The sequence below is a fragment of the Asaia sp. HumB genome (genome assembly GCF_030263835.1).
Lineage (GTDB): Bacteria > Pseudomonadota > Alphaproteobacteria > Acetobacterales > Acetobacteraceae > Asaia > Asaia bogorensis.
In genome coordinates, this window is the sequence record NZ_JARPML010000002.1 from 147,075 (window position 1) to 172,317 (window position 25,243).

24 protein-coding genes are annotated in these 25,243 nt (G+C 61.2%); 5 read left to right on the forward strand and 19 right to left on the reverse strand.

The genetic code is table 11. The annotated features are described in order from the left end of the window. Positions 1 to 2: 2 nt before the first annotated feature. Together P5689_RS02020 and P5689_RS02025 are read right to left on the reverse strand one after the other, a co-directional pair. Positions 3 to 1,400 carry an MFS transporter gene (locus tag P5689_RS02020; protein ID WP_035443864.1) on the reverse strand — a complete coding sequence of 466 codons (1,398 nt, stop codon included), beginning with the start codon at positions 1,398 to 1,400 and terminating at the stop codon, positions 3 to 5. Positions 1,401 to 1,403: 3 nt separating this feature from the next. Further along, positions 1,404 to 2,153: a dienelactone hydrolase family protein gene (locus tag P5689_RS02025; protein WP_023978347.1), complete on the reverse strand. Its 750-nt coding sequence runs from the start codon at positions 2,151 to 2,153 to the stop codon at positions 1,404 to 1,406. Between the two features lie 299 nt (positions 2,154 to 2,452). Between P5689_RS02025 and P5689_RS02030 the strand changes: the two genes are divergently transcribed. Next, the gene (locus P5689_RS02030; RefSeq protein WP_023978349.1) at positions 2,453 to 3,793 is read left to right on the forward strand and encodes a gluconate:H+ symporter; all 1,341 of its coding nucleotides are present in this window, start codon (positions 2,453 to 2,455) and stop codon (positions 3,791 to 3,793) included. Positions 3,794 to 3,859: 66 nt separating this feature from the next. Here the strand turns inward: P5689_RS02030 and P5689_RS02035 are convergent, their stop codons facing one another. From P5689_RS02035 to P5689_RS02050, 4 genes are read right to left on the reverse strand one after another with little or no spacing between them, the layout of a single operon-like run. Continuing rightward, a complete protein-coding gene (locus P5689_RS02035) occupies positions 3,860 to 4,450 on the reverse strand; it encodes an isochorismatase family cysteine hydrolase (RefSeq protein ID WP_023978350.1) in 591 nt (196 codons plus the stop codon). Further along, a complete protein-coding gene (der, locus tag P5689_RS02040) occupies positions 4,447 to 5,853 on the reverse strand; it encodes a ribosome biogenesis GTPase Der (RefSeq protein ID WP_062164785.1) in 1,407 nt (468 codons plus the stop codon). Before der ends, P5689_RS02035 begins: the two co-directional genes overlap by 4 nt. A gap of 3 nt (positions 5,854 to 5,856) precedes the next feature. Next, positions 5,857 to 7,242 (reverse strand): PQQ-binding-like beta-propeller repeat protein, encoded by a 1,386-nt coding sequence (locus P5689_RS02045; protein WP_240993607.1) that lies wholly within the window; start codon positions 7,240 to 7,242, stop codon positions 5,857 to 5,859. Between the two features lie 5 nt (positions 7,243 to 7,247). Next, positions 7,248 to 7,940, reverse strand: a complete 693-nt coding sequence (locus P5689_RS02050; protein WP_285531909.1) for a tetratricopeptide repeat protein — start codon at positions 7,938 to 7,940, stop codon at positions 7,248 to 7,250. A 148-nt stretch (positions 7,941 to 8,088) separates the two neighbouring features. Between P5689_RS02050 and bla the strand changes: the two genes are divergently transcribed. After that, positions 8,089 to 9,045 (forward strand): class A beta-lactamase, encoded by a 957-nt coding sequence (bla, locus tag P5689_RS02055; protein WP_285531910.1) that lies wholly within the window; start codon positions 8,089 to 8,091, stop codon positions 9,043 to 9,045. 87 nt (positions 9,046 to 9,132) lie between these two features. Here bla and P5689_RS02060 read toward each other — a convergent pair whose 3' ends face one another. The 9 genes from P5689_RS02060 to P5689_RS02100 all read right to left on the reverse strand — a co-directional run bounded on the left by P5689_RS02060 (position 9,133) and on the right by P5689_RS02100 (position 17,741). Then, positions 9,133 to 9,519 (reverse strand): hypothetical protein, encoded by a 387-nt coding sequence (locus P5689_RS02060; RefSeq protein ID WP_285531911.1) that lies wholly within the window; start codon positions 9,517 to 9,519, stop codon positions 9,133 to 9,135. A 48-nt stretch (positions 9,520 to 9,567) separates the two neighbouring features. Further along, positions 9,568 to 10,887 (reverse strand): dihydroorotase, encoded by a 1,320-nt coding sequence (locus P5689_RS02065; RefSeq protein WP_285531912.1) that lies wholly within the window; start codon positions 10,885 to 10,887, stop codon positions 9,568 to 9,570. A 39-nt stretch (positions 10,888 to 10,926) separates the two neighbouring features. After that, positions 10,927 to 12,666 (reverse strand): asparagine synthase (glutamine-hydrolyzing), encoded by a 1,740-nt coding sequence (asnB, locus tag P5689_RS02070; RefSeq protein ID WP_285531913.1) that lies wholly within the window; start codon positions 12,664 to 12,666, stop codon positions 10,927 to 10,929. Between the two features lie 3 nt (positions 12,667 to 12,669). Further along, positions 12,670 to 13,758, reverse strand: a complete 1,089-nt coding sequence (locus tag P5689_RS02075) for a glycosyltransferase (protein WP_408868556.1) — start codon at positions 13,756 to 13,758, stop codon at positions 12,670 to 12,672. Between the two features lie 43 nt (positions 13,759 to 13,801). Beyond that, the gene (locus P5689_RS02080) at positions 13,802 to 14,743 is read right to left on the reverse strand and encodes a glycosyltransferase family 9 protein (protein ID WP_285531915.1); all 942 of its coding nucleotides are present in this window, start codon (positions 14,741 to 14,743) and stop codon (positions 13,802 to 13,804) included. Continuing rightward, on the reverse strand, positions 14,740 to 15,417 hold the full coding sequence (gene dnaQ, locus P5689_RS02085) for a DNA polymerase III subunit epsilon (protein WP_285531916.1): 678 nt from the start codon (positions 15,415 to 15,417) through the stop codon (positions 14,740 to 14,742). The genes P5689_RS02080 and dnaQ overlap by 4 nt, the downstream gene beginning before the upstream one ends. Continuing rightward, positions 15,414 to 16,001 carry a dephospho-CoA kinase gene (gene coaE, locus P5689_RS02090; protein WP_285531917.1) on the reverse strand — a complete coding sequence of 196 codons (588 nt, stop codon included), beginning with the start codon at positions 15,999 to 16,001 and terminating at the stop codon, positions 15,414 to 15,416. Before coaE ends, dnaQ begins: the two co-directional genes overlap by 4 nt. Positions 16,002 to 16,098: 97 nt before the next feature. Continuing rightward, on the reverse strand, positions 16,099 to 16,965 hold the full coding sequence (locus tag P5689_RS02095) for a shikimate dehydrogenase (protein ID WP_285533796.1): 867 nt from the start codon (positions 16,963 to 16,965) through the stop codon (positions 16,099 to 16,101). A gap of 2 nt (positions 16,966 to 16,967) precedes the next feature. Next, a complete protein-coding gene (locus P5689_RS02100; protein WP_122050042.1) occupies positions 16,968 to 17,741 on the reverse strand; it encodes an N-formylglutamate amidohydrolase in 774 nt (257 codons plus the stop codon). 60 nt (positions 17,742 to 17,801) lie between these two features. On the opposite strand from P5689_RS02100, the gene argH reads away from it, so the two are divergent. Together argH and P5689_RS02110 are read left to right on the forward strand one after the other, a co-directional pair. Further along, the gene (gene argH, locus P5689_RS02105; protein ID WP_023978363.1) at positions 17,802 to 19,262 is read left to right on the forward strand and encodes an argininosuccinate lyase; all 1,461 of its coding nucleotides are present in this window, start codon (positions 17,802 to 17,804) and stop codon (positions 19,260 to 19,262) included. Continuing rightward, on the forward strand, positions 19,259 to 19,396 hold the full coding sequence (locus P5689_RS02110) for a hypothetical protein (RefSeq protein ID WP_023978364.1): 138 nt from the start codon (positions 19,259 to 19,261) through the stop codon (positions 19,394 to 19,396). The genes argH and P5689_RS02110 overlap by 4 nt, the downstream gene beginning before the upstream one ends. On the opposite strand, the gene gluQRS is transcribed toward P5689_RS02110, so the two are convergent. Continuing rightward, positions 19,381 to 20,238, reverse strand: coding sequence for a tRNA glutamyl-Q(34) synthetase GluQRS (gene gluQRS / locus P5689_RS02115; RefSeq protein ID WP_285531918.1), 858 nt, complete (start codon positions 20,236 to 20,238; stop codon positions 19,381 to 19,383). The two genes, P5689_RS02110 and gluQRS, sit on opposite strands and share 16 nt — an antisense overlap. Before the next feature lie 138 nt (positions 20,239 to 20,376). Between gluQRS and P5689_RS02120 the strand changes: the two genes are divergently transcribed. Beyond that, positions 20,377 to 20,940 (forward strand): HNH endonuclease, encoded by a 564-nt coding sequence (locus P5689_RS02120; RefSeq protein WP_023978366.1) that lies wholly within the window; start codon positions 20,377 to 20,379, stop codon positions 20,938 to 20,940. Between the two features lie 25 nt (positions 20,941 to 20,965). Here P5689_RS02120 and P5689_RS02125 read toward each other — a convergent pair whose 3' ends face one another. From P5689_RS02125 to guaA, 3 genes are all read right to left on the reverse strand, one after another. Further along, on the reverse strand, positions 20,966 to 21,316 hold the full coding sequence (locus P5689_RS02125; RefSeq protein WP_408868525.1) for an ArsC family reductase: 351 nt from the start codon (positions 21,314 to 21,316) through the stop codon (positions 20,966 to 20,968). 130 nt (positions 21,317 to 21,446) lie between these two features. Continuing rightward, positions 21,447 to 23,387: a DUF2075 domain-containing protein gene (locus tag P5689_RS02130; RefSeq protein ID WP_035443920.1), complete on the reverse strand. Its 1,941-nt coding sequence runs from the start codon at positions 23,385 to 23,387 to the stop codon at positions 21,447 to 21,449. Between the two features lie 180 nt (positions 23,388 to 23,567). Then, positions 23,568 to 25,163 (reverse strand): glutamine-hydrolyzing GMP synthase, encoded by a 1,596-nt coding sequence (gene guaA, locus P5689_RS02135; RefSeq protein WP_023978369.1) that lies wholly within the window; start codon positions 25,161 to 25,163, stop codon positions 23,568 to 23,570. Positions 25,164 to 25,243: the final 80 nt, after the last annotated feature.

Sequence of the window (25,243 nt, forward strand, 5' to 3'; positions counted from 1 at the left end):
GGTCAGGCCTTCGCCTTGATCGAACGCGCCAGGCTCATCGCAGCGCCGAGCCAGGCAATCAGCATGGCGCAGAGCAGGCACAGCGTTGAGGCATGGGTGCTGAAGCGAAATACGCTTGCAACCAGTAGCGCGCCAAGCGTCTGCCCGCCCAGCCTTGCGACCGACACAAGTCCGCTCGCGCTTCCCTCGCGCCCACGGGGAGCCGCCAGCATCATGACGCGGTTATTGGGGGGCTGGAACATGCCGAACCCGGATCCCGCCAGCCAGGTGCGCCAGATGATATCCAGATTCGAGGCATCTGGCGGCAGAAGCCAGAGCAACGCAAACCCGCATCCGGTTACGGCAAGGCCGAGGCTGGAGAGCAGAACCGCAGGGACTCGATCGGTCCAGCGGCCTATGAGGAACGACATGGTGGCCACGCCTACCGCCCAGGGCGTGATCAGAAACCCGGTGACTGTCGCCGGGCGCTGGAACACGGTCTCAAGCGTGAAGGGCATGGCGATGATGAAGAAATTCGACGCGACAAACCCCGTCATGCCGACAATGAACGCAATCATAAAGGACGGCACACCCAGCAGATCGACCGGCACCACAGGCTCGTCCTTGCCGCGCTGATAGCGCAGAAGCGCTGCCCAGCACAGAACGCCTGCCCCCGAGAGCAGCAATGCGCCCCAGAGGCCGCCATGCACCGCGTCATCAACGCCAATCACGGTGAAGGTGAAGGCACAGATGGTCAGCACCACAGCAGGCAGATCGACCGCCTTCTCCGAGCGTGGCGTAACTGGCAGGGCGAAGCTGGCAAGCGCCAGGGCCGCCAGCCCGAGGGGCACATTGATCCAGAAAATCCACGGCCAGTCGGCAACCGACATGACCAGAGAACCGACAGTAGGGCCTAGCGCCACGCCGGTACCAATAATCAGGCCGTTCAGGGCCAGCCCTTTGCCAAGCGCTGCCTTTGGGTAGATGAACCGTATGAGCGCAATGGCAACGCTCATGATACTCGCCCCGCCAATACCCTGCAGAGCCCGCGCAAGGGCAAGCTCGAGCAGACTGTGAGACAGGGCACAGAAGATGGAGGCGACAAGAAAGATTGCGATGCCTAGCCGGCACATGCGCGCAAAGCCTATACGCGCCCCGATCGATGCCAGGGGGAGCAGCATCGAAAGCGAAGCAAGCTGATAGGCATTGATGACCCAGATGGACTGGGATGAGGCGATATGCAGGTCATGCGCAATGCTCGGCAGCGCGACATTGGCCACCGCGTAATCAAGCACCGAAAGCAGCACGGCCAGCGCGACTGCCAGCATCGCCCTCGCACGCTCGACACCATACAGCCCGTCAGGCTGCCCGGTGCCATCGCTGTCGTTATGCGAAATTCCGCCCTGTCGTGCCGCTTTCATGACTCAGGGCTGAGCCATGAACACGCGCTGATAGAGCCCGTTGGTCCAGCTCATGCCCTGAAGGAACAGCGCTGCATCGAAACGGGGTGCACCATCGCGCAGGAAGGCGTGCTGGCCATCGACCTCATGCCATTCCAGCGCCGTACCGGCCTGCTCGAGCGCATCGCGAATCTGGCGACGTCCCTCATAGGGCACATGCGGATCATGACGGCCCCATACCATCATGATCTCGCCGCGTATCTCGGCAGCGCGGGCCAGCGTACCATCATGGCGCTCGCCACCCAGCGTGCCGGTATGCAGATCGGTAGCATAGAAACAGGCTGTCGCTTCGATGTCCGGCAGCAGCGCTGCACGGAAGGCAAGGTGACCGCCGAGACAGACGCCAAACGCACCAAAGCGCCCGCTGCACGCCTCATGCCCGCGCAGCCAGGCAATGAGCGCCACATTGTCAGTGTCAAACTGTCCGATGGGCTTGGTGTATTTCAGGTCATTCCCGCGATCTGTGCCCGGCTTGTCATAGGCCAGCACACAGCCTGGGGCCTCGTATTCGTGATAGACCTCCGGGACCGCTACCAGATAGCCCTGCCCTGCAATCATCGCGGCGAGACGCTCGATGGGCGCAGTCACCTGATAGATTTCCGAGAACAGCAGAATGGCGGGGAAACGTCCCGCTCGTGCCGGACGGAAGAGATGGACGCGCATCTCGCCCGTGGGTGTCTGGATATCGGCTGTTTCGTCGCTTCGGATCAGCACGGTGTTTCCCCTCTCAGGATCTTATGGAGTCGTAGGCGCCACTGGCGAGTCTGTTTCGTGCATAGAACCTCATGCCCGCCAAGACCATGCCCACGGAGGCAAAGCCTGACGGATGGTGCGACTCGTGTGCTGATCACGCAGATCAGCGGCCTGCCACGAGAAAACTTTGGATCGATCCAGAATCAGGGCCGTGCCGGAACAGGCAGGATCAGGCTTGTAAGATTTCTGCCCAATATGTGAACACGCAGCAACCTGATGACACGTTGACAGAAACCCCGTTAGCCCCGCGTGATCACGTCATGTCTGCACTTTTTGCCATCTCCCTTGCCTCCGCCGCGATCCTTGCGATCGTCGTCCTCATTGCCTTTTTCAGGCTCAATCCGTTCATCGTGCTGTTCACGACGTCGCTAGCGCTTGCGCTCGCGGCGGGGATGCCAGCCGACAAGGTGGTAAAATCTTTCGAGGAGGGAGCAGGCCACGTGCTCGGCCATGTCGGCACGGTGATCGCGCTTGGCACGATGCTGGGCAAGATGCTGGCTGAATCGGGCGGCGCGGACCGCATTGCCCTGACCATCTCCAACCGGGCCGGACGCTCGCGCGTGGACTGGGCCATGATGATCATCGGTCTGCTGATCGGCCTGCCGGTATTCTTCGAGGTCGGTTTCGTCCTGCTTATCCCCCTCGCCTTCGTGCTGGCCGCCCGCACCGATACACCGTTGTTGCGTGTCGCGCTTCCCATGGGGGCCGCGCTGTCAGTCACCCATGCCATGATCCCGCCGCATCCGGCCACGCTGCTGGCGCTCTCGGCCTATCATGCCAATACGGGCCATACGATTTTCCTCGGTATCCTGATCGGTACGCCCATCGCCATCATCGCAGGCCCTCTCTTTGCCCGCTTCATTGCCCCGCGCGTTCCCCTGACCGAGGCCAACCCACTGGCAGAGCAGTTCGTCAACCGCGAGCCGCCCCAGAACATGCCCGGTTTTGCCATCACCGTTTTCACCATCCTCTCCCCGGTGGTGCTGATGCTGGTGGCCTCGATTGCCGATCGTGTTTCGGCACCGGGAACGACGCTGAACACGGCCCTGCATTTCATCGGCAATACCGATATCGCCCTCGTGCTGGCCGTCATCCTCTCCTTTTATGTTCTCGGGCTGGCCCGCGGTTTCTCCCGCGAGACCATCCTGCGTTTTACCAATGAATGTCTTGGCCCGACCGCACTCATCATGCTTCTGGTTGGCGCAGGCGGCGGCTTTGGCCGCGAACTGGTTGATAGCGGCGTCTCGAAGGTCATCACCGACACAGCGCTTAACTTCAATGTGCCGATTCTCGTCCTGGGCTGGCTGCTGGCGGTCATCGTGCGCGTAGCCTGCGGTTCGGCAACGGTTGCCATGAGCACCGCCTCCAGCATCGCTGGTCCCATCCTGCTCAAGAGCCAAGGCGTCTCACCCGAACTCATGGTTCTGGTCACGGGCGCAGGCTCGGTGGCTTTTGGCCCCATGAACGATGCCGGATTCTGGCAGATCAAGGAATATCTCGGCCTGACCGTGCCGCAGACCATCAAGACCTGGTGCGTCATCGAAACGCTGATCGCGTTCCTCGGCCTTGGTTTCTGCCTGCTGGCGTCGCTGTTCATATGAAAAAAGCGCGGGACAATGATCCCGCGCATCTTGCCTCTGCGCCGACAGGCGCACCTCGTGAGAGCGTCAGAGCGTAGCCAGAAACGCCTCTGACGTCATAGGGCGGGAGAACATCGGGTAGGTGTACTGGATGGCCGCCTCATGCTGCGCTTGTGAAAGCGTGGCAGTGCAATCGGTCAAGGTCACCACATCATAGCCCAGTTCATAGGCCGTGCGCATGGTGGACTCCACACAGCAATCGGTCAGGAAACCTCCGAGCGCGACACGCGTGATCCCGTTATGCCGCAGCACAAAATCAAGATTGGTGCTGGCAAAACTGCACAAGCCACGCTTGCCTGAGATGACGATATCATCACCCTCAGGCGACAGCGCGTCGATAATCCGAGCGCCCCACTCCCCTTTCTGAAAAGCCTGCGTCGCCTTGACGCCAGCCAGAATTCCGTAGGGCGCGCTGGCGAGCTCCGGATAGCCCTTTGCGAACTCGATGGGCACCCAGACAATCTTCACGCCCTTGGCACGCGCCGCGTTGACGAGAGCGATTGTGCGATCGATCATGCCCGTGCGGGCGATCTCGGCCTTCACGCCGTCATGCAGCGCTCCGCCCTCGGAGACGAAATCATTCTGGAATTCGATCAGCACAAGGGCGGTCTGGCTCATGACTTGTTCTCCGCATAGGGGTTCTTGGTGCCCCTCAATTGCAAACGGATCGGCGTGCCCGGCAGATGGAACGTCTCGCGCAGCCCATTCACCAGATAGCGCTTGTAGGCATCCGGCAGCAGCTCTGCGCGCGTACCGAACAGGATGAAGGTCGGCGGGCGCGACTTGGCCTGCGTCATGTAACGCAGCTTGAGACGGCGCCCGTCAACCAGTGGCGGCTGATGCCGCTCAAGCGCGGCCTCGAACCAACGATTGAGCTCTCCGGTCGTCACGCGGCTGTTCCAAACCTCATGCGCCCGACGAACGGCGGGCAGAAGCTTGTTTACCCCAGCACCCGTCAGGGCCGAGAAGGTAACGACCGGGATACCGCGCATCTGGGCCAGCGAGGTCTCGATACGATCGGCAATCGCCTGACGGGTGGCCGCACGGTCCTCGACTGCATCCCACTTGTTCAGGGCCAGAACACAGGCGCGCCCCTCCCGCTCGATGAGACGGGCAATCTGCAGATCCTGCTCATGCACACCCAGCGTGGCATCGAGCGTCAGCACAACCACCTCGGCCATTTTCAGCGCCTCGATGGACGCCGAAACCGACATGCGCTCCAGATCCTGCTCGATGCGCGCCTTGCGACGCAGCCCAGCCGTATCGACAAGCTGGATCGGGCCAACCTCGTCATGCAGCGACACCGAGATTGAATCGCGCGTCAGTCCCGGCTCCGGCCCGGTGATCATGCGCTCTTCACCCAGCAGGCAGTTCAGGAGCGTGGATTTACCGGCATTGGGGCGGCCCACAATGGCAAGGCGCAGCGGGCCCGCTGGCCTCTCCTCAATTTCCTCGCCGTCCTCGTCGAGCACCTTGGCGCGCGAACGCGGCTTTTCACGCACACGCTCACCTTCAGGCAAGCGATCGGCGATTTCGCCCATCAGATGCGCGATACCCTCGCCATGTTCAGCAGAGAGCGCCAGTGGCGTCCCGAGACCCAGAGAATAGGCCTCGAGCACTTCGTTACCCGCCGCCGCACCCTCTGCCTTGTTGGCGAGGAGCAGCACTTTCTTGTTCTGCTTGCGCAGCCAGGCAGCGAAATGCTTGTCGGCGGGCGTCACACCGGCGCGGGCATCGATGCAGAACAGCACGAGATCTGCCTGCGCCACGGCCGATTCCGAGGACGCGCGCATACGACCAAACAGCGTGTCCGGCGCAGCCTCTTCAAGACCTGCCGTATCGATCAGGCGCACCTTGCGCCCACGGAGCAACGCCTCTCCTTCCTTGCGATCGCGTGTCACGCCCGGCATGTCAGACACAATGGCCTGACGCCGCCCTACCAGCCGGTTGAAGAGAGTCGATTTACCGACATTGGGACGCCCGGCGATGACAACGAGCGGAAGAAAAGAAGAGTCAGTCACGGATCAACCATATGCATTCAGGTTACCATCGGTCGACAGCACAAGAACCTTGCCGTCGCAGATGATGGGTTCAACCAGGGTAGGCTTTTTTGTTTTCAGGGGTGCGTCAGCCTTGCCCGTGACTGCGTCGATCACCTGGAAGCCGTTTTCCTCGAGAGAGGAAACACACACAAGCTTTCCATCGGCCATGACGGGGCCAAACCACGTCACGGCATATTTCTGCTTGGTCTCGTTCTTGAAACGACGCAGATCGTGAATCCAGCGCACATGGCCGGACAGGCGATCAAGACAGGCAAGCTGCTGATCCGAGGAGATCAGATACAGCCAGTCGCCCACAATGAGCGGCGTATTCTGCCCGCTGGCTTCACGCTCCCAAAGGCGGCGACCCGAGCGCATATCGATAGCGACCAGAACCTTGGAGAGCGAAACCGCATAGGCTGTGCCGTCCTTGACCACGGGTGCGCCACGCACACAGGCCAGATCGAGCATGGCGCCGCGACCGTTCGAGCCGCCAAGGCTGTCGCTCCACACAAGCTCACCGGATTCCGCACGAAGCGCCACAAGGTCGCCACTGCCAAAACCGGCCACGACGACGCCGTTATATACCGCCGGAGCGGATTGCCCGAACATGACCGTATCGGCCTCGGTGGCCTGATAGGTCCAGATCTGCTCGCCCGTCTCGGCATTCAGCGCAAAGAGCCGCTCATCGATCGTGCCGAAGAACACGCGTCCATCGACGATGGTCGGTGCCGAACGCCCCGGCACAACGGTTTCAGCGCGCCATTTGACCTTGCCGGTCTCGGCAGCCACCGCGATGACCTGCCCGACACCATCGACGATATAGAGCGTGTCACCGGCAAGGCCCATACCGCCACCGATATCGCTCGAACGCGCCTTGTTGCCCTTGGGGATGAATGTCCAGAGCGGGCTCATGGCTGGCCAGTTCCAGGCTCTCACCGTCCCGACACCATCGCGGGTGTAGATGCGACCTGCGTCAATGACGGGTGGCGACTGGATGGCGCCCCGGCCATTGGGGCCAAGGGCGACGAAATGCAGGAAAGCAGGCTCGGAAATGCCGTGACCGATCGAACGCGACCAAGCGAGCTGCGGACCGGCCCAGTTGGTGTTCAGCGAGAGATGGTCCGGCACGCGCCCGACCAGCGGCCACGCTGTGATGGGCTGAGCCGGGGGCAGAACGATCGGTGTATGATCCTCTTCATCCACGACCAGACCAGCACCGGTCGACAGCACATCATAGCGCTTGCCCGCAAGAATCTGCTTGGGGTCGTCCTTGAAGATTCCGCAGCCGCTCAGCATGGCCGTCGTGGCGAGGGTCGAACCCAGAAAGAAGCGTCGTCCCGGCTGGCGCGGGGATGTCTTGTTCGTCATGGGCATCAACCGGCTCCGCCGAAGGTTTGAAGAAGAATGGAAGCACGCTGGCGAACACCGTCCGGCGCGTCGGGTGACTGCGCGAGCCCCATGAGGAGGCTGCGCGCCTCGTCATGCTGCTTGGCTGTGGCATCCGCCCGCAAATCGAGCGCCGCGAGGCCTTCCTGGGCGAAGGCACGCCAGGGACCAGCGCTGGCAGCCAGCACCTCGAACCCCTTGCGTGTCTCGGCCGGGTTCGCGTCATCGATATGGCTGTTGAGCAGAAGCAGACGGGCCAGATCACGGAGCGAGGCATTCTCGTTCTTGTCGTCAATCACACCCTGCCAGGCCTTACGCGCGCCATCGACATCGCCAGCCTGAGCCTTGAGCTGGGCCAGCCTGATGGCGGCGAAGCCACGTGTAGCGCCGGGGGCCTTGCTGGCGAGGTCAGCCAGGACGGCCTGATTGGCCTTTTCGGACTGGCTGCGTGCGGCCGCATCGGGCTGGGGCGCCTGAAGCGCCTCCATAGCCGTATAATAGCGGCCCGAGGCCTCTGCCTGCGCCTGATGGTGGCGATGAATCTGCCATTGCCATCCGCCCACACCGATCAGTGCGACAAGCGCCACACCGACCGCAACACCTCCAAAACGCCGGGCAGTTGCGCGCATTTCAGCTGCACGCATCTCCGCCTGGGCCTGACTGAAAAACTCGTCTGCCACCGTGATCCTCTTGCGACACTATTGCCGCAACCATACAGACGCCTGCACCCTGCGGCAAATTGCTTTGTCATTGCAGACATGCATCGGACAAACTTCAGCCACAACCGCGCGTCAGAACAGCGTTTTACACTGATTCAGAAAGTCCTTCATGCGCCCAGATCCCGTTGCCCCACTGGCGAGACGACGCCTGCTTGTCGGCCTTCCCCTTCTCGGGATAGCCGCCCGATCAGCACTCTCCCATGAGGCCCTGGCTCAGGCGGCTTTGACCCAATCGGCCCCCGTTCTCTCTCCGGCAACCCATCACGCCCTGTCCGATATCGCTACGCGCTACGAGAAGATTTCGGGCGGGCGCCTTGGCGTCCACATCTTCTGTCCCGAAAACGGTACGGCACTCTCGTGGCGAGGCGAAGAACGTTTTCGCATGTGCAGCAGCTTCAAGGCGTCGCTCGCTGCGTGTGTGCTCGCACGCTGCGACCGGGACGAGGACGATCTGACCCGACGCATCGCTTTTCGCGAGAGCGATTTCAAGGAGCCGTTCTGGGCCCCGGTGGCCGCCCGGAACCGCGATGCCGGCAGTCTAAGCCTTGCGGCGCTCTGCGCCGGGGCGGTCACGATGAGCGATAATATCTGTGCCAATATGCTGTTGCGTCATATCGGCGGGCCCGCAGCCCTGACGCGCTTCTGGCGAGATAGCGGCGATGAAATCACGCGTCTCGACGCCTATGAGCCAGAACTGAACCGCCCCTCTGCCAACCCTGATGACAACACGACCAGCCCCGTTGCGATGGCACGGACACTGCATCGTCTGATCCATGGGACGTTGCTTCATCCCAACTCGGCAGCACTGCTGCGCAGCTGGATGATCAATTGCACCACCGGTACTCAGAGACTGCGCGCCGGGCTGCCTGCGCATTGGGTGGTGGGCGACAAGACAGGAAATAACGGCAAGGATATCGCCGCCGACATCGCCTTCGCATCGCCCGACAAGAACGCTGGTAAGTCGGTTATCATCGCCACCTACACCGCGGGCGGCACTCCGGACGAGACACAGTTTCGCCGCGTCTTTCATGACATCGGCGCCCTCGCCCCGGCATTGCTGGGCTGAAACCTGCGCCTTACCGAGAGGCCGCAACGAAGAAGGGGACGGGCTCATACCCATCCCCTTCTTCCGTAAGCCCGAACAGCGCGGGTCTTACTTCTTCGCGAGCTTCTTGCCAGCGGCCGTCAGCTCAGCCGAGATATGGCTGAAATTGGCGGCGATACGCTGCTGAACGCCTGTGCTGACGGCATGCACCTTGGCAATACGTTCGCGCGCATCCTCGCTGATGGCCTGCTCTTCTTTCTGTGACGCACTGGCAACACAGCTATTATAGGCGCGCGCCTCTTTCTCATAAGCCTGGAACTTGTCCACGCTCGCATTGTAATGCGCGGTATCGGTCGCTGTGATGGAGGGCGCACTCGGCTCCTGACCGCATTTGGCGCGCGGATCGGCCTTTGCGACAGAAGGGAGCGACCCGGTTACAGTAACCGAGGCCAGAGCGATCGAGGCGAGAAGCGAAGGTAAGGCGATAGGTTTCATGATCGTGCGATCTGCTGATGTGAAGTGAAAGACGCTATTGCGCAGGAATTACGGCGCAAATCGGGCCAGACGACCGATTGGTGCCGAGGTAATTTCATCATCACGCATGACGATATGCCCGCGCACGATCGTCCCGACAGGCCAGCCCGTGACCTGTTTGCCGTCGAAAGGCGTCCAGCCAACGGGGCTCGCAATCCAGTCGTTACGGATTTCGCGTCGGGCTTTCATGTCCACGAGCGTGAAATCAGCGTCGAACCCGACGGCCATGCGTCCCTTGGTCTGCAAGCCATAGATACGGGCCGGCCCCGCCGCCATCAGATCGACCAAACGCGGCAGAGACAGGCGACCAGCATTCACGTGATCGAGCATGACGGGCACAATCGTCTGAACACCCGTCAGACCGGCAGGACATTGCGGCCAGGGCTTTTCCTTGGCCTCGCGCGGATGCGGCGCATGATCTGACGACACGACATCCACCCGCCCGTCACGCAGGGCGGCCCAGCAGGCGTCATAATGGCGCTGCTCGCGAATAGGCGGGTTCATGACGGCATAGGCACCGAGCGTCTCATAACAGTCCGGCCCTACCTGTGTCAGGTGATTGACCAGAACCTCCACACTCACATGGGAACGATGGGCAGCAAGCCAGTCCAGTTCCTCGGCGGTCGAGGTATGCAGGATATGGACTGGTCGGCCCGTCTTGCGGGCAAGTGCCGTGATCCGTCGTGTGCCGAGAAAGGCACATTCCTCATCGCGCCAGATCATGTGGTTTACATGAGGCATTCCTGTCTCGAACAGGGGCTTGCGCGCTTGCAGGCGGTATTCATCCTCGGAGTGAAATGCCACGCGACGGTGCCCGCTACGCAACACAGCCTCGATGCCCTCATCATCCTCGATCATCAAATCGCCCGTGGATGACCCTGCAAAAACCTTGATGGCGCAAACGCCGTCTTCCTGCTCCAATGCGGCCAGTTCCGGCGTGTTGGCACGGGTTGCTCCTACATAAAGCCCCATATCGATCAGCGCGTTCTCCGCCACGGTCAGGCGCTTGTCGGCAATCGTGGCGGCGGAGGTGATGGAAGGCGATGTATTGGGCATATCAAACACCATCGTCACGCCGCCAAGCGCTGCCGCACGGGTGCCTGTTGCGATGGATTCGATTGCGGCATTGCCGGGGTCACGCAAATGCACATGCGCATCGATCAGGCCAGGCAGCACATGCAACCCGGTCGCATCGATCTCCTCCGCAGCCTCGTCCTGCGCCGTCACGGCCAGGCTCGCAATGCGCCCGTCTTTCACGCCCAGATCGGCCTTGGCCTCACCCCAGGGGAAGACACAGATCCCGCCTCTGATGATCAGATCGTAATGCATGGGTTTCTCCTATTGCGGGTGATGGAAATCAGGGAAAGATCAGGCGGCGAGCGTGTCGAACACATCGCCATGGTACGGGATTCGCTCGATATGAATCCGGTGCCACAGGGCGTAGAACAGCAACGCCCAGGCAGCATGACGCTCGCGCCGCCCCTCTGCGCGATCGAAAATCCGACGAATGTCCTGCGCCTCCAACACGCCCTTGAACGCTTGCGCCTCAGCCACCCAAGGCCCGAGACGGGCGGAACGAGCGCCAATCCACTGCCCGACCGGCACCGTGAATCCCTGCTTGGGCGCAAAAGGCGACGACCCCGGCACATTCTTCTCTACCCAGCGTCGTAACAGATATTTGCCGTGGCTGCCCTTCACCTTGAGATGATCGGGCAAGGACCAGGCCAGAGCGCTCATGACCGGATCGAGCAAGGGGGTCCTGCCCTCGATGGCATGGGCCATGAGGCAGCGATCGAGCTTGATCAGCAGGTCATTCGGCAGCCATTCATCCAGATCGAGGCCCTGCACGGACCGAAGACGCGTCTGCTCATAGGGTGGCGTGAAGTCCTTCTTCCACTGCCCCCCAGTAGGCAGACGGCAAAGCCCGTCCATCATGCCGCGCCGCCAGGACAGACGCCCGCCCCGCCACCAGGGGCGCATGGCGCGGCGATAGCGGCCATAGCCGCCAAAGAGCTCATCACCCCCCTCACCGCTCAGTATCACGGTCACATCCTTGCGCGCCTCACGCGCCAGAAACCAGCTGGGGATTACGGCATAATCTGCCACCGGATCATCGAGGCAAGCCACGATTTCAGGCAGATGGCGCCAGACCATGCTTTCGCTAATGGTCAGCACATGGTGCTCGGCGCCCAACGCACGGGCGGTCTCCGCCGCCTGCGCACTCTCATCGACCGAGCCGGTGTCGAAACGCGCGGTCCACGCCAGAGGCGCCCCGCGGCCAAGGCGCGTCATGGCCGCAAGAACCGCCGTGCTGTCTATGCCGCCAGAGAGAAACATGCCGAAAGGCACATCGGCCCGCTCATGCGCCTGCACACTATCCATAAGGGCATGGTCGAGGCGTGAGAGCGCCATCTCCTCGCTCAGGTCCCGGTTGATCGTGCCATGACGGGCGGGCAGTTTGCTGGCGCGATCCAGCGCGCCATTGACGAAACGCAGGGTTTCGCCGGGCAGGACGCGCTTGATGCCGGGATAGATCGTCTCACGCCCCGCAACGAACTGCACCTGCAGCAACTGGTCGCGGGAGGCGTCGCGCACGCCGCGCGTGACGAGCCCGGTTGCGAGTAACGCCTGCGCCTCAGAGGCAAAGATCACCCCCTGCTCGATCTCGGCGTAATAGAGCGGCTTGATACCGAACGGATCGCGACTGAGGGCCATGACCGTGTCAGGCCCAGTCTCGTCCAGCAGCGCTATAGCGTACATGCCGCGCAGCTCGAACGTGTAGGCGGTATCGCAATCGGGCCAGAGGAACAGGGGCGATTCACAGTCGCTGCCCGTCTTGAATGGCGCATCGGCAAGCGTCGCGCGCAGGGCCGGATCGTTATAGATCTCGCCATTGGCAACCAGCGCAATTGGGCCCTGAATCAGAGGTTGCGCGCCCCCTTTCAGGTCGACAATGGAGAGACGGCGATGAACAAGCGCCGCTGATCCTGTCTCATGGAATCCCTCGCCATCAGGACCGCGGTGACGCAGCGCTTGAGCCATGATCTGAAGGATTGCCGGGTCAGGCGCATACCCGGGACGACATGCCACGCCAGCGATACCACACATGGCCTAACGCTCCCCGCTATGCCGCGAGGCCAGCGCATGCAGGAAATCATCCCAACGCGCCAGTACGACCGGGGCGGCAAACTCGCGTTCAAAACGTGCCCTGCCATTGACGCATAGCGATGCCGCCAGCGCAGCCGTTTCAAGTACCGTCGCAATTTCCCGCGCAAAGGCCTCGGGATCTTCGGTGGGCGCAAGCAGCCCGTCCTGCGTTCCGGCCAGAACCTCCTCCGGCCCCTGTATCGCGCTCGCCACGACAGGACGCCCCGCCGAAAGCGCCTCGATCACCACATTGCCCAGAGGTTCGATTCGCGACGGGCAAACCAGCAGGTCGCACGCCTTCAGCCACGGGCCGCTGTCCTGCACCCAGCCGGGCATATGGACGCGATCAGACACGCCCTCACCACGCGCAAGACCGGTAAGGGCTTCGCGCTCCGGCCCCTCACCCGCAATGACGAGATGAACGCCGGGTAACTGCTTCATGGCGCGTATCAGAACATCGAAGGCCTTGTTGCGATGCAGCCTGCCCAGAGCCAGAATGAACGGCCGCCCCTCCGGTACGCAATCGGGACGCTGCGGCTTTACATAGGCCAGATCATTTGCGAAATTGGGCAGATAATGCACCCGCGCTGCATCCCAGCCCTGGGCCACCATCCATCGTGTCAGCCCGCGGGTATTGCCCACGAGGTCGGAGCATTTCCGGTAATTGGCAAGGTCGTAATAGCCGCCCAGCCTTCCCGCGACAGGCCACGGCCCTGCCGGCATCATACGGGCGGCGCGGCTCATCCAGGCGATGGTTACGTCAGGCTGAAACCGTGTGAGGGAACGACGCAGACGCCAGGGCGTCAGCAGATCGAGCCGGCCGCCGAAACGCATGGCCTCAGTGGTGACGTGTCGCGCGCCCAGCCGCGCTTCGCGCGCAGGGTCACGACGAAGGATCGCCCTGACATCATGACCGGCCTCATGCTGGGCCATGCACAGGCGTTCATAGAAAAGTTCGGCGCCCCCACTACGTGCGCCCGCCATGACGTGAGCGATGCGCAGAGGGGTGAAATGTCGCTCCGACAGGCTCAGATTGCCCTCCCGCTCACGCATCGCCTGACTGGCAGACGCCGATTCTGCACCCGCACCGATCGTCTCAACCGCCATGATGCGCCTCTTCCTCTTCTGCCAGCAGGGTCTCGATTTCGGCCAGAACGGTCGCGACAGTGAGCCCAGCAATCGGGGCCTTGCCCTCCGGGCCGGGTGCCGCCACGAAATGTGCCTTCCTGCCCGTCGGCGCATATTCCGAGGCGCGACTGGGGCCGAAGAGACCAAGTGTTGGCGTACCGGCCGCCGCCGATAGATGCATCAGCCCCGAATCATTGCCGACAAACAGGGCACAGCGGCGCAGCAAGGCACCTACGAGGCCAAGGCTCCCTTCTCCACCGAGATCAATGGCGCCTCTCCCCTCCTCTAGGCCGGATGCCGCAAGCGCCTCGATGACAGGCCGTGCGAGTGCCTTCTCTGCCTCGCCGGGGCCATAGAAAATGACAGGGGTCAAACCTCGTGCCTGCATGGCCCGACCGACCTCGATGAAGCGCGGGGCGGGCCAGATCTTGCCTTCCCAGTTGGCGGTCGGCGCGAGGGCGCAATAATGCCTTGTCGCTGGCAGAATCTCGGCAGCAAGATCCTCCTGTTCCGGACGACACCAGATTTCGGGCACGAGCGCCTTCTTGCCCCGAAACAACGCTGCCAGATGGCCGATACGCGCGCCCGGCCGACGGCCACCGCGCAGGATACGGCGGTGCAATGTCGGCAGAAAAAGCGAGACGCCCGAACCGCGCAGATCGACAATCCGGGTCCAGAACGTGCCGACACAGCCCCACCACAGGCCGAGCCAATGCAGGTCGTAGCGCTTCTTGCTGACCACGATCACCCGATCGACCGAGGGGCACGGCTCGAAATAGCTGGCTGCGACAGGCCCGCAAGCCACGGTGATGCGGGCATTCGGGTGAAGGCGGCGCAGTTCGGCCAGCACACCGGAGGAGATGACGGCATCACCCAGACGGTTGGCCGTGATGAACAGGATGCGTTTCATTGCAGCCAGATCGGCTCCTTCAGTCCCGCTACGAAGGCCTCATGAGCCGCTTTCGTCGCCTCATCCGGCGGGGACATGGGGCGCGGTCTGCGATCGGGGTTGCCGCGATAGGTGGCAACACCACCGCCGCTCCCAGACACCGCCAGTCCGAGACCGCGCTGGCGACCGCCCATCAACTCCAGATAGACCTCGGAGAGCAGCTTGCAGTCGAGCAGCGCATTATGAGTGGTTCGTGCTGACAGATCGATGTCATGACGACGACATAGCGCATCGAGCGAGTTGGGCAGACCGGGATAGCGTTTTTTCGCCATTTCGAGTGTATCGATCATACGCGCACGATCGAGGGGCGCCTTGCCGCATGCCTTGAGTTCGGCATTGATGAAGCCAAAATCGAACGGCGCGTTGTGGGCGATCATCTCATCATTGCCGATGAAGGCCAGAAACCCGTCCACAATTTCGGCAAATTTCGGTTTATCGAGCAGGTCGTCGAGCGTGAAGCCGTGCACACGGCTGGCCTCGGGCGGCACGTCACGCTCGGGGTTGACCAGCACATGGAACGCCTCTCCGGTCGGGAGATCGTCAATCAGTTCGAGCGCCGCAATTTCGATCACGCGATCGCCGGTCGCCGGGTCGAGCCCTGTGGTTTCCGTATCGAAAAGGATGGACCTTTTCATGCTGCGTTCTCCAGGGTTCTCATCATGCGTTTCATCTGCTGCGCGGTATGGCCGCGCGAGAGGCCATTACGCAACAGCAGATCGGCGCGTCGATTGCGTTCGTTATCGCTCATCTGACGTGACAGCAATGCACGCGCCTGGGCCTCGCTCATTGAGCGTCGGCGCATGATCCGACGCAGGCGCACAGGCAACGGCGCCGTCACCACAACGACCAGATCGCAGTCACGATCAGCTCCGGTTTCAAAAAGAAGCGGAATATCCAGCACACAAAACCGCATTCCGCGCCGGCGCATCTGCCGCAGGAAATCCTGCCTCGCCCTGCGAACGAGCGGATGGATAATCGCCTCAAGGGCTGCAATGCGCTCCGGATGCCCGATGACGGTCTGGCGCAAGGCTGCGCGATCGACCGCCCCTTCTTTCACCGTTTCAGGCCAGAGCCGGGCGAGTGCCGGAACAGCCGCACCATTTTTCGCCTGAAGGGCATGGACAGCGCGATCTGCATCGAAAACCGGCCATCCCGCCTTGCGAAGAAAATGCGCGACCGTGCTCTTGCCTGCTCCCATGCCGCCCGTCAGGCCGATCACGACGGTTCCTTTACGCTGTGGCCGCCAGTCCTTGCGAGGGCAAACAACCCCGATGCGCGCTTTCGAACTCAATCCGGCACCTCTGACGCAGTCCTGCTCAATCGATCGTCTCGATCAGACGTGCTCGCAGCGCGTCATCCACCTGCGGCTCGTGACCGAACCACGCAGCAAAACCCGGCCTTGCCTGATTGATCAGCATACCAAGCCCATCGACCCCCTTGAGTCCGCGAGCACGCGCCGCAGCCAGAAGAGGCGTTTCGAGCGGCATATAGACGATATCGGACACCACCAGATCGGACGACGCCAACGCGAGTGTTGCGGCCCAGTCGTGAGTTTCCTGCCCGGCCATACCCAGCGACGTGGTGTTGGTGAGAAGCCCGAAAGAGGCGAGAGCTTCGGGCCATTCCTGCCAGTCCAGAACGGTACCGCCCCCCAATGCCTCGACAAGCGACTGCGCACGGCTGCGGGTACGATTGGCAATGGCCAGGTCGCATCCCGCATCGAGCAGTGCCGCACAAACGGCCCGCGAGGCCCCTCCGGCGCCAAGCACCAGTGTCTTGCGCGGCAGGGTGATCCCTGCCTGATCGAGCGAGTCCAGATAGCCCGTGCCGTCGGTGCAATCGCCGAGGATGGTGCCATCGGGTGGAAAGACCAGCGTATTCACGGCCCCTGCCCGTCTGGCCTGGTGGGTGTCCCTGCCAGCCAGACTGTAAGCGGCTTCCTTATGCGGGATCGTGACATTCAGGCCTGCAAAGCCAAGGGCCTGCAAGGCGTGTACGCCAGCCTCGAAGCGTTCCGGCGCCAGCGGCAGACGCAGGTAAAGACCGTCGATTCCGTAAGCCGCGCACCAGTAATTATGCAGGATGGGCGAGCGCGTATAGGCGAGCGGCCATCCCGTTACAGCCGCGAGAATAGGCTGGCCCTGCGGAAAAAGCGCCGCAAGTTCAGCCTTGGCGTCTGCCAGGTTCAGTGCGCCGTCGAGATGGCGTTCCAGTAGAGCGGCAACAGCCGCGCCAGTCTCTGTGCCCAAGATATCTGTCCTGCCTCGTTTTCAATCAGATCCTGCCGGATCTCTATCTCCAGATAGGGCAGACCGCCCTGCTCTGCATGATACGGCACGGTATAATCCGATGTCGCGGTCAGGACATAGGGTTCATTATCCCCCACGCACAGATCCCCCTCCTGCCGCAGCAGATCGAGCATGATTCGTGCCGAGCGCGTATCCCGATGATGCAGGATCCCCACATGCCAAGGACGATCCTTCCCGTTCATGCGCGGCGTGAAGCTATGCAGGGCGATCAGGGCCACGGGCGTTTGCCGCCGGCGTAGCAGTGCTGCGATCTGGTCATGATAGGGATGAAGTATTTCGCGCTCACGACGCGTCCGACAGGCGGCGCTGAGTGCCACGTTCGCGCCTATGGTTGTGTGGTCCGACACTGCCGGGATGGATGTCGGATGACCGGGTGCACGATTGCTGTCGATCACGAGACGGGAATAGACTTGCTCGACCAGATCAGCACCGAGCAGCGCCTGCAACTGCACACCAACTCCGTGGATACCGATATCCCAGGCGATATGTCGCCCCCAATCGGTCTCCTCCACTCCAAGACGCCCCAGCGCTTTGGGTACCTCGCGCCCTGCGTGGTCGCTCACGAGAATGAACGGCGATGCACCTGCGGCTTTCGTTACCCGGTAGGGCAGCGGATCTTCAGGGCCGAGAAGAGGGGGAAGCTCGCTCATGAATTGCGCGCACCTTGCTGACTGACTAGGTTAGCCCACCTTGACCACAATCCCCATGCCATGGACAACCCCGTGACCGAGACCAAGCCCCAGCCATCAAGCGACACTCCCACCCAGACCGAAGCGCGTCTGGCCAACCCGCAATGGGGCGGGCGCTTTGCGGCCGGTCCGGCTGCCATCATGGCCGACATCAATGCGTCCATCGATTTCGATCGCAAGCTGTGGCGTCAGGATATTCGCGGCTCGCTGGCTCACGCTGCCATGCTCGCCCGCGTGGGTCTGCTGACGGCGGCCGAGGAAAAGGAGATCCGTGACGGGCTTCACGGCATTGCCCGTGATATCGAAGCCGGGAATTTTCCTTTCTCGCAGGATCTTGAAGATATTCACATGAATATCGAGGCACGCCTGTCCGATCGTATCGGCGAGGCTGGCAAGCGCCTGCATACAGCGCGCTCGCGCAATGACCAGGTTGCCACCGATTTCCGCCTGTGGGTGCGCGACGCCATTGACGGAATCAGCGGGCAAGTTACCGCGCTCATGCGCTCTCTGGCGACACGGGCACTGGAACACGCTGCTGACGCCATGCCGGGCTTTACCCACCTGCAGGTCGCCCAGCCTGTCACGTTCGGGCACCATCTGCTGGCCTATGTCGAGATGCTCTCCCGTGATCGCGACCGCCTGCGCGACGCCCGCGCACGTCTGAACGAATGTCCGCTCGGCTCTGCAGCGCTTGCAGGCACCTCTTTCCCGATCGACCGGCGCTTCACGGCTGCTCAGCTCGGCTTTGACCGCCCCACGGCCAACTCGCTCGATTCGGTGTCCGATCGCGATTTCGCCCTCGAATATCTTTCGGCTCTGTCGCTGCTCGGTATGCATCTGTCGCGCTTGTCGGAAGAGTTGGTGCTGTGGTGCTCGGCACCGTTCAGCTTCGTACGGCTTTCAGACGGCTTCACCACCGGCTCCTCCATCATGCCGCAAAAGAAAAACCCTGATGCCGCCGAGCTGGTGCGCGCCAAGGTCGGGCGCATCACGGGTGATTTCATGGGCCTGCTGATGGTGATGAAGGGCCTGCCTCTGGCCTATGCCAAGGACACGCAGGAAGACAAGGAGCCGGTATTCGATGCTACCGAGGCCGCAACCCTGTCTCTTGCTGCCATGGATGGCATGATACGCGACATGACTGCCAACACAGACAAGATGCGCGCCCTCGCCGGTGCCGGTTTCGCGACCGCAACCGACCTTGCGGACTGGCTGGTGCGCGTGCTGCGTCTGCCCTTCCGCACGGCGCATCATGTCACGGGCCGGCTTGTTGGCATGGCCGAAGCCAAAGGCTGCGATCTGGCTGATCTCACGCTGGAGGAAATGCAGAGCGTCGAGCCGCAGATCGATGCCAGCGTTTTCGATGTGCTGACCGTGGAATCCTCCCTCGCCTCGCGCACCAGTGAGGGCGGCACAGCGCCGGAGAACGTTGCCCGCGCAGCAGGGCTCTGGCTGTCACGCCTTGAGGAGAACGCAGCATGACCCGCACGACCCGAATTCTCGGCCTGGCCCTGGCAGGCGCGCTCATGCTCACCGGCTGCGGCAAGAAGGGCGCACCCCACGCCCCCGGCCCGGCCAGCAAGATCACCTACCCTCATAACTACCCGCCGGAGTAATCCGCCCTACCGTTGAGGGGCGTCCGGGCAATGGATGAGCGCGCCAGAGCGATAATGGCAGCCGCGTTCATCCCTTTTTCCCGCAGGGCACGCAGGCTCTCGGCACCATCCCGCTTTGAAAGCTTGCGCCCGGTTTCATCGCAGATCAGCCGGTGATGAGCATAAAGCGGAGCCACAAAACCAAGCAATTCCTGCAATACACGGTGCACCGAGGTTGCCTCGTAAAGATCCGCGCCTCGTGTGACGCAGGTAATGCCCTGACGGGCATCGTCGCAGGTGACGCACAGATGGTATGAAACGCCATTATCGCGCCGTCCCAGCACGACATCCCCGAAATCCTGCGCCCGCCCCTCAATGCATTGTGCCCCTTCCTGCCAGGAGGGGATACACCCGAGCCGCTTTAGTGCTGCGTTCATATCGAGACGCCAGACATGCGGCTGATCCGGCACAATCTGGCCATGCCGACCACGGCAATGCCCGCCATAAACGGCACTCCCATCCGGCGCGATGCCCGCCGCACCCACCTGCATTTCGGCCCTTGAGCAGGTGCAAGCATAAACCAGCCCCTGTTCGCGCAATCTATCCAGCATGGACCGGTAGTAAGGCAGATGGGCTGACTGGCATATGACAGGCTCCGCGCTTTCGAACCCCAGCCACAGAAGATCGTCCAGAAGGGCCTGCGTGAAGGCAGGCAGGCAGCGCTGCGGGTCGATATCCTCGATGCGGATCAGGAATGTTCCGTCATGCCCCGCCATATCCCGCGCATGACAAGCCGAAGCAACATGACCCAGATGCAGAAAACCCGTCGGGCTCGGTGCGAAACGTGTGCGAAATCCTGTCATCAAACCTTCGCTTGCCCTGCTCACGGAAAGCTGAAATAGTCAGACCGATAAGACAGACGGCGCGTATCTATAGGCGCTGGTTTCCCGTCGCGCTTGAGATAATCCGATCGTGCCGCCCTGTAAAAGAGGATGCGATCGATGCTTGCCAGCGCCCAGCATTTCCCCGCCCTTGTTCTGAATGCGGATTTTCGTCCGCTTTCATACTTCCCGCTATCGCTATGGTCCTGGCAGGAAAGCGTCAAGGCGGTGTTTCTCGACCGGGTTTCGGTCCTGAGTGAATACGACGATATCGAGGTCCATTCGCCAAGCTGCGTCATGCGCGTGCCCAGCGTTATTGCGCTGAAGGAGTATATTCCCACAGCGCGACGACCGGCTTTCACGCGGTTTAACGTTTTTCTGCGTGACAACTTCTCCTGCCAGTACTGCCACGACCGATTACCCACGCATGAGCTGACCTTTGATCACGTTATCCCTCGTGCCAAAGGCGGCCGCACCACCTGGGAAAACGTCGTGACGGCGTGCAGCCCGTGTAATCTGATCAAGGGGTCGAAGCTCCCCGCCGAGATTGGCATGCACCCGCGTATCAGGCCCGTGCAGCCCTCGACACGGCGCCTGCAGGAGAATGGCCGTAGCTTTCCGCCAAACTACCTGCATGAAAGCTGGCGCGATTATCTGTACTGGGACAGCGAGTTGGAGGGCTGAGTTTTACCCTCTCGCCCGCTTCCCCTCAGGAAGTGGGCGCAAAAACTGCCGCATAGAGCTCGGGCTTGAACCCAAGCGTCACCGCTCCGTCACGCATCAGAACAGGGCGCTTGATGACGGCCGGATGCGCGAGCATCAGCGCTACAGCCTGAGCTTCCGTGCTGACCTGCTTGTCCGTCTCAGGCAGTTTACGGAACGTCATCCCCGATTTGTTGAGCAGTTTCTCCCACCCAACAGCCTTCACCCAAGCCGCCAGTTCCTCAGCGCTCAGCCCATCCTTGCGCAGATCATGGTAGCGATAGGCAACACCCTCGGCATCCAGCCAGCGCCGCGCCTTGCGCACAGTGTCACAGGTCGTGATTCCGTAAATAGTCACCCCGTGCTCCAATTACCCCTCCTCGTAAATGTCTATACCCAACTCTGGGCAGTATCATACCATGGATGGCGGCGCTTACCGGTAGCGTTCGACATTATCGCAAAGACGATCATCGCCTTCTTTTCGCCCCTCAGGAGTACGGATCACATCCACAGCCAAGCAAAAATTCGTAGACCTCGTCATAGGCGCGCTCCGGCCTGGTGACATCCTCAGGGGAGCCTTCAGGAACAAAGATGATCATGCCTTGACGTGCTCTGGTAAGGAGAACCCGATAGGCGTTCGCCACGTAGCGCTGTCTCGCAGAATCATTAACTCGCTGCCAACGAGTCCCTTTGAACTGGAAGCTCGTCCATGCGTGGCCTTCCCGGCGATAATTGAGGTCCCAGCAAACGCAGGTCCAATCCAGCTCTAGCCCTTGAGTCTCGAATTCTGTGCCCACGTCCTCGAGCGCATCTGAGGATCGGACATCATCATGCGGCCCAAGAAACCAATGTTGCGGCTCGATCTTCGCTTTTACAAATAGCCCACAGGGCCGAAGTCTCACAGCGTTTGACGACGCCAGCAAACCGCTTCGCTCCTGCCCTCGACGCTTAGCGCGGAGCCAACGCCGCGCAGCCTCTAAATCACGGGTCACCAAAAGCGGAAAACGAGTAAGCCCTTGTCTCACCTGCCGTGCACGCGCCGCGTCCCCGGCGACGGCATACGATATGAATTCTGATAGCCGTTCAGCGCGGAACGATCGGATAGACGTCGATAAATGCAAAGGAGCAGCCAGCTCCCGATTAGGCAATACGCTTTCATAGGTGAGTTCTGGGGAGAGATGGACCCGCCAATGGGGGAAAATCCCCTCAAGCGCGCGCAGCCACTCATCGATGCCTGCTTCGCCCGTGTTGATCTCTTGCCCACCACCAACCAGGCAAACCACTACGCACCAATCTGGATGCCGATCCATGACCGAAAGGAGGAACGCAGGCTCTGACATTGAGAACCCCGACTGTCCTCGCTTCTGTTGCATAAACTTTGATGTTTGCTCGACGTCCCAAGCGCGCTGCGCCTCATCGAACACGACAACCTTTTCGGCAGGCGGTGAAACACAATTCAAGGCCTCGTCGCGGAAATGATGGATGTTCTGAATGAAGGCCTCAGCGCGGCGGCGCTCCCGGACTTTGCTGCTGTCCTTGTTTTTTTCTTTCGCCGCTTTCACTGCGTCAACCGTCAGGGCTTCCCGTAACACCTCGACTAATGGGCCGTTGCCCGACAAGAACACGGCATGTTCCTCAGCATGAGCGCGTTGACGATCGGTGGCTAGGTTAAGACCGGCCAATGTCTTACCTGATCCTGGTACCCCCGTAATGAAACAGATCATTTTGCGATGCTCGCGCTTCGCGTTTTCGATCACGCGCGCAACGTATTGAGCAGTCTGCGTCAGGTTCTCCGCGCCGGCTTCCGAACGCGATATACTGTGGACCGAATGACCATGATATAGCGCCTGCGCGGCTTCAATAATCGTCGGTGTCGGCTGATAGCGACCGGCTTCCCATCTCAATGGGTCAATAGCAGGGGTTGTGTTTAGGTTGGAAATTTCTCGGATAGCCCGTTCGAGATCATTTTCGCCTAACGCGATTGGCTTCAACAGGCCGTCATCGTCGGACCGATACTCAGGTGTCGAAGGTGCCTGCCACGATGTTGCTACAGCAATGGGAACGACGGGGAGAGTATGGCTCGTTTCATGGAAGTTTTTGAGATCCAGTGCGTAGCCGTAAACTTGATCAAGATCCCCGCGGCTTAGATATTTCGCGCCGATCTTATATTCGATTACGAATACGATGCCGTGGAGCAACAAAACCAAATCGGCCCGCCGCCCCATCCGAGGGATGAGAAATTCCATAAAGGCGTGGGCCGTCGGAAACGCCTGAAGCAATCTCCGGAGATGTCTAATTTGATAGATCCAAGCTCCGCGTTGTGTCTGCTCAACGCTGAACGGCAATTCCGATGCCAGCCGACCAAGCAATGCCTCGTCGGACGCCGCATCAAGCTCGGTTTTGTCGAGAGATAGGTAAGCGCGTGCCATAAATGCCCCAAGGCGATCAGCTATCGAGTAGTCGAGTTGAAAAGCCTGTTCTCGAGCCAAGCATCGTGCAAACAGAACTGCATGTGCCAAGGCCTAGTCTGATGTAGAAAGAGCGCCCCATCTGAACAGGGCGCTCCTTTCAATTTCGTCGGATCAGCGTGGTACCAAGATCGTACGGGATCATTCCCACTCGATCGTGCCCGGCGGCTTCGAGGTAATGTCGTAGGTGACGCGGTTGATGCCGCGCACTTCGTTGACGATGCGTCCTGCAACACGGTTCAGGAAGCCGAAATCGAAGGGGTAGACCTCAGCCGTCATGCCGTCCGTGCTGGTTACGGCGCGCAGAGCACAGGCCTGGTCGTAGGTGCGGCCATCACCCATCACACCCACGGTGCGGACCGGAAGCAGCACAGCAAATGCCTGCCAGATGGCATCATAAAGCCCGGCATTGCGGATTTCTTCCAGATAGATCGAGTCCACCTTGCGCAGCAGATCGAGCTTTTCGCGATCGATTGCGCCCGGAATACGGATCGCAAGGCCCGGCCCAGGGAAGGGATGACGCCCGACAATGGCTTCTGGGATACCAAGCTCGCGACCCAGGGCGCGCACTTCGTCCTTAAACAACTCGCGCAGCGGCTCGACCAGCTTCATGTTCATGCGGTCGGGCAAACCGCCGACATTATGATGCGACTTGATCGTGACCGAAGGACCGCCGGTGAAGCTGACGGACTCAATCACATCCGGATAAAGCGTGCCTTGCGCAAGGAACTGTGCACCGCCCAGCTTGGTGGCCTCTTCCTCGAACACCTCGATAAACAGACGCCCGATGGTCTTGCGCTTCACCTCCGGGTCCGTCACGCCAGCCAGGGCGTTCAGGAAGAGATCAGACGCATCGCGATGAACAAGGCTGATATTGAAGCGGCCACGGAAAGTCTTGACCACTTCATCTGCTTCGCCCGCGCGCAAAATGCCTGGATCGACGAAAATGCAGGTGAGCTGATCGCCAATGGCATCATGGATCAGCTTCGCCGCCACGGAGGAGTCAACGCCCCCTGACAGACCACAGATCACACGACCAGAGCCTACCTGCTCGCGGATACGGGCAATTTCGAGGTCGCGGAAGCCGGCCATGGTCCAGGTGCCCTTACAACCGGCAACCTCATGCGTGAAGTTCTTGATCAGCGCGGCACCATGCGGGGTGTGCACCACTTCCGGATGGAACTGCACACCATAAAGGCGACGCCCCTCATCGGCGATGATGGCAAACGGTGCCCCTTCCGACCACGCGACAGCGCGGAAACCGGGCGGAAGCGCCGTAACGCGATCACCGTGGCTCATCCAGACCTGCTCACGATGGCCGCGGGACCAGGCACCACGGAACAGGGCGCAATCTTCGGCAATCTCGATGTGAGCCCGACCGAATTCACGGTGCTCATGGGTTTCTACCTTGCCGCCGAGACGCGCGCACATCGCCTGCTGGCCATAGCAGATGCCCAGCACGGGAACATTAAGGTCGAACACGACATCGGGGATCTGCGGTGCGTTGTCGTCATGAACGCTGGCCGGGCTGCCAGAGAGGATGATGCCACGCGGGTGGAAACCGCGGATCTTCTCTTCTGTCGCGGTGAAGGGCCAGATTTCGCAATAGACGCCACTCTCGCGCACGCGGCGGGCAATGAGCTGCGTGACCTGACTGCCGAAATCGAGGATAAGGATACGATCTTCATGAAGCTGCAGGTCGAGGTTATCGGCGTTTTGCGGGGCGGTGTCGGTCATGGCGCTCTTTCAACACGTCGTGCATGGGCAAGTTCTGTGGGCATCGTATAGGATGTTCGTCGTGCATCGTCATCCCAAAC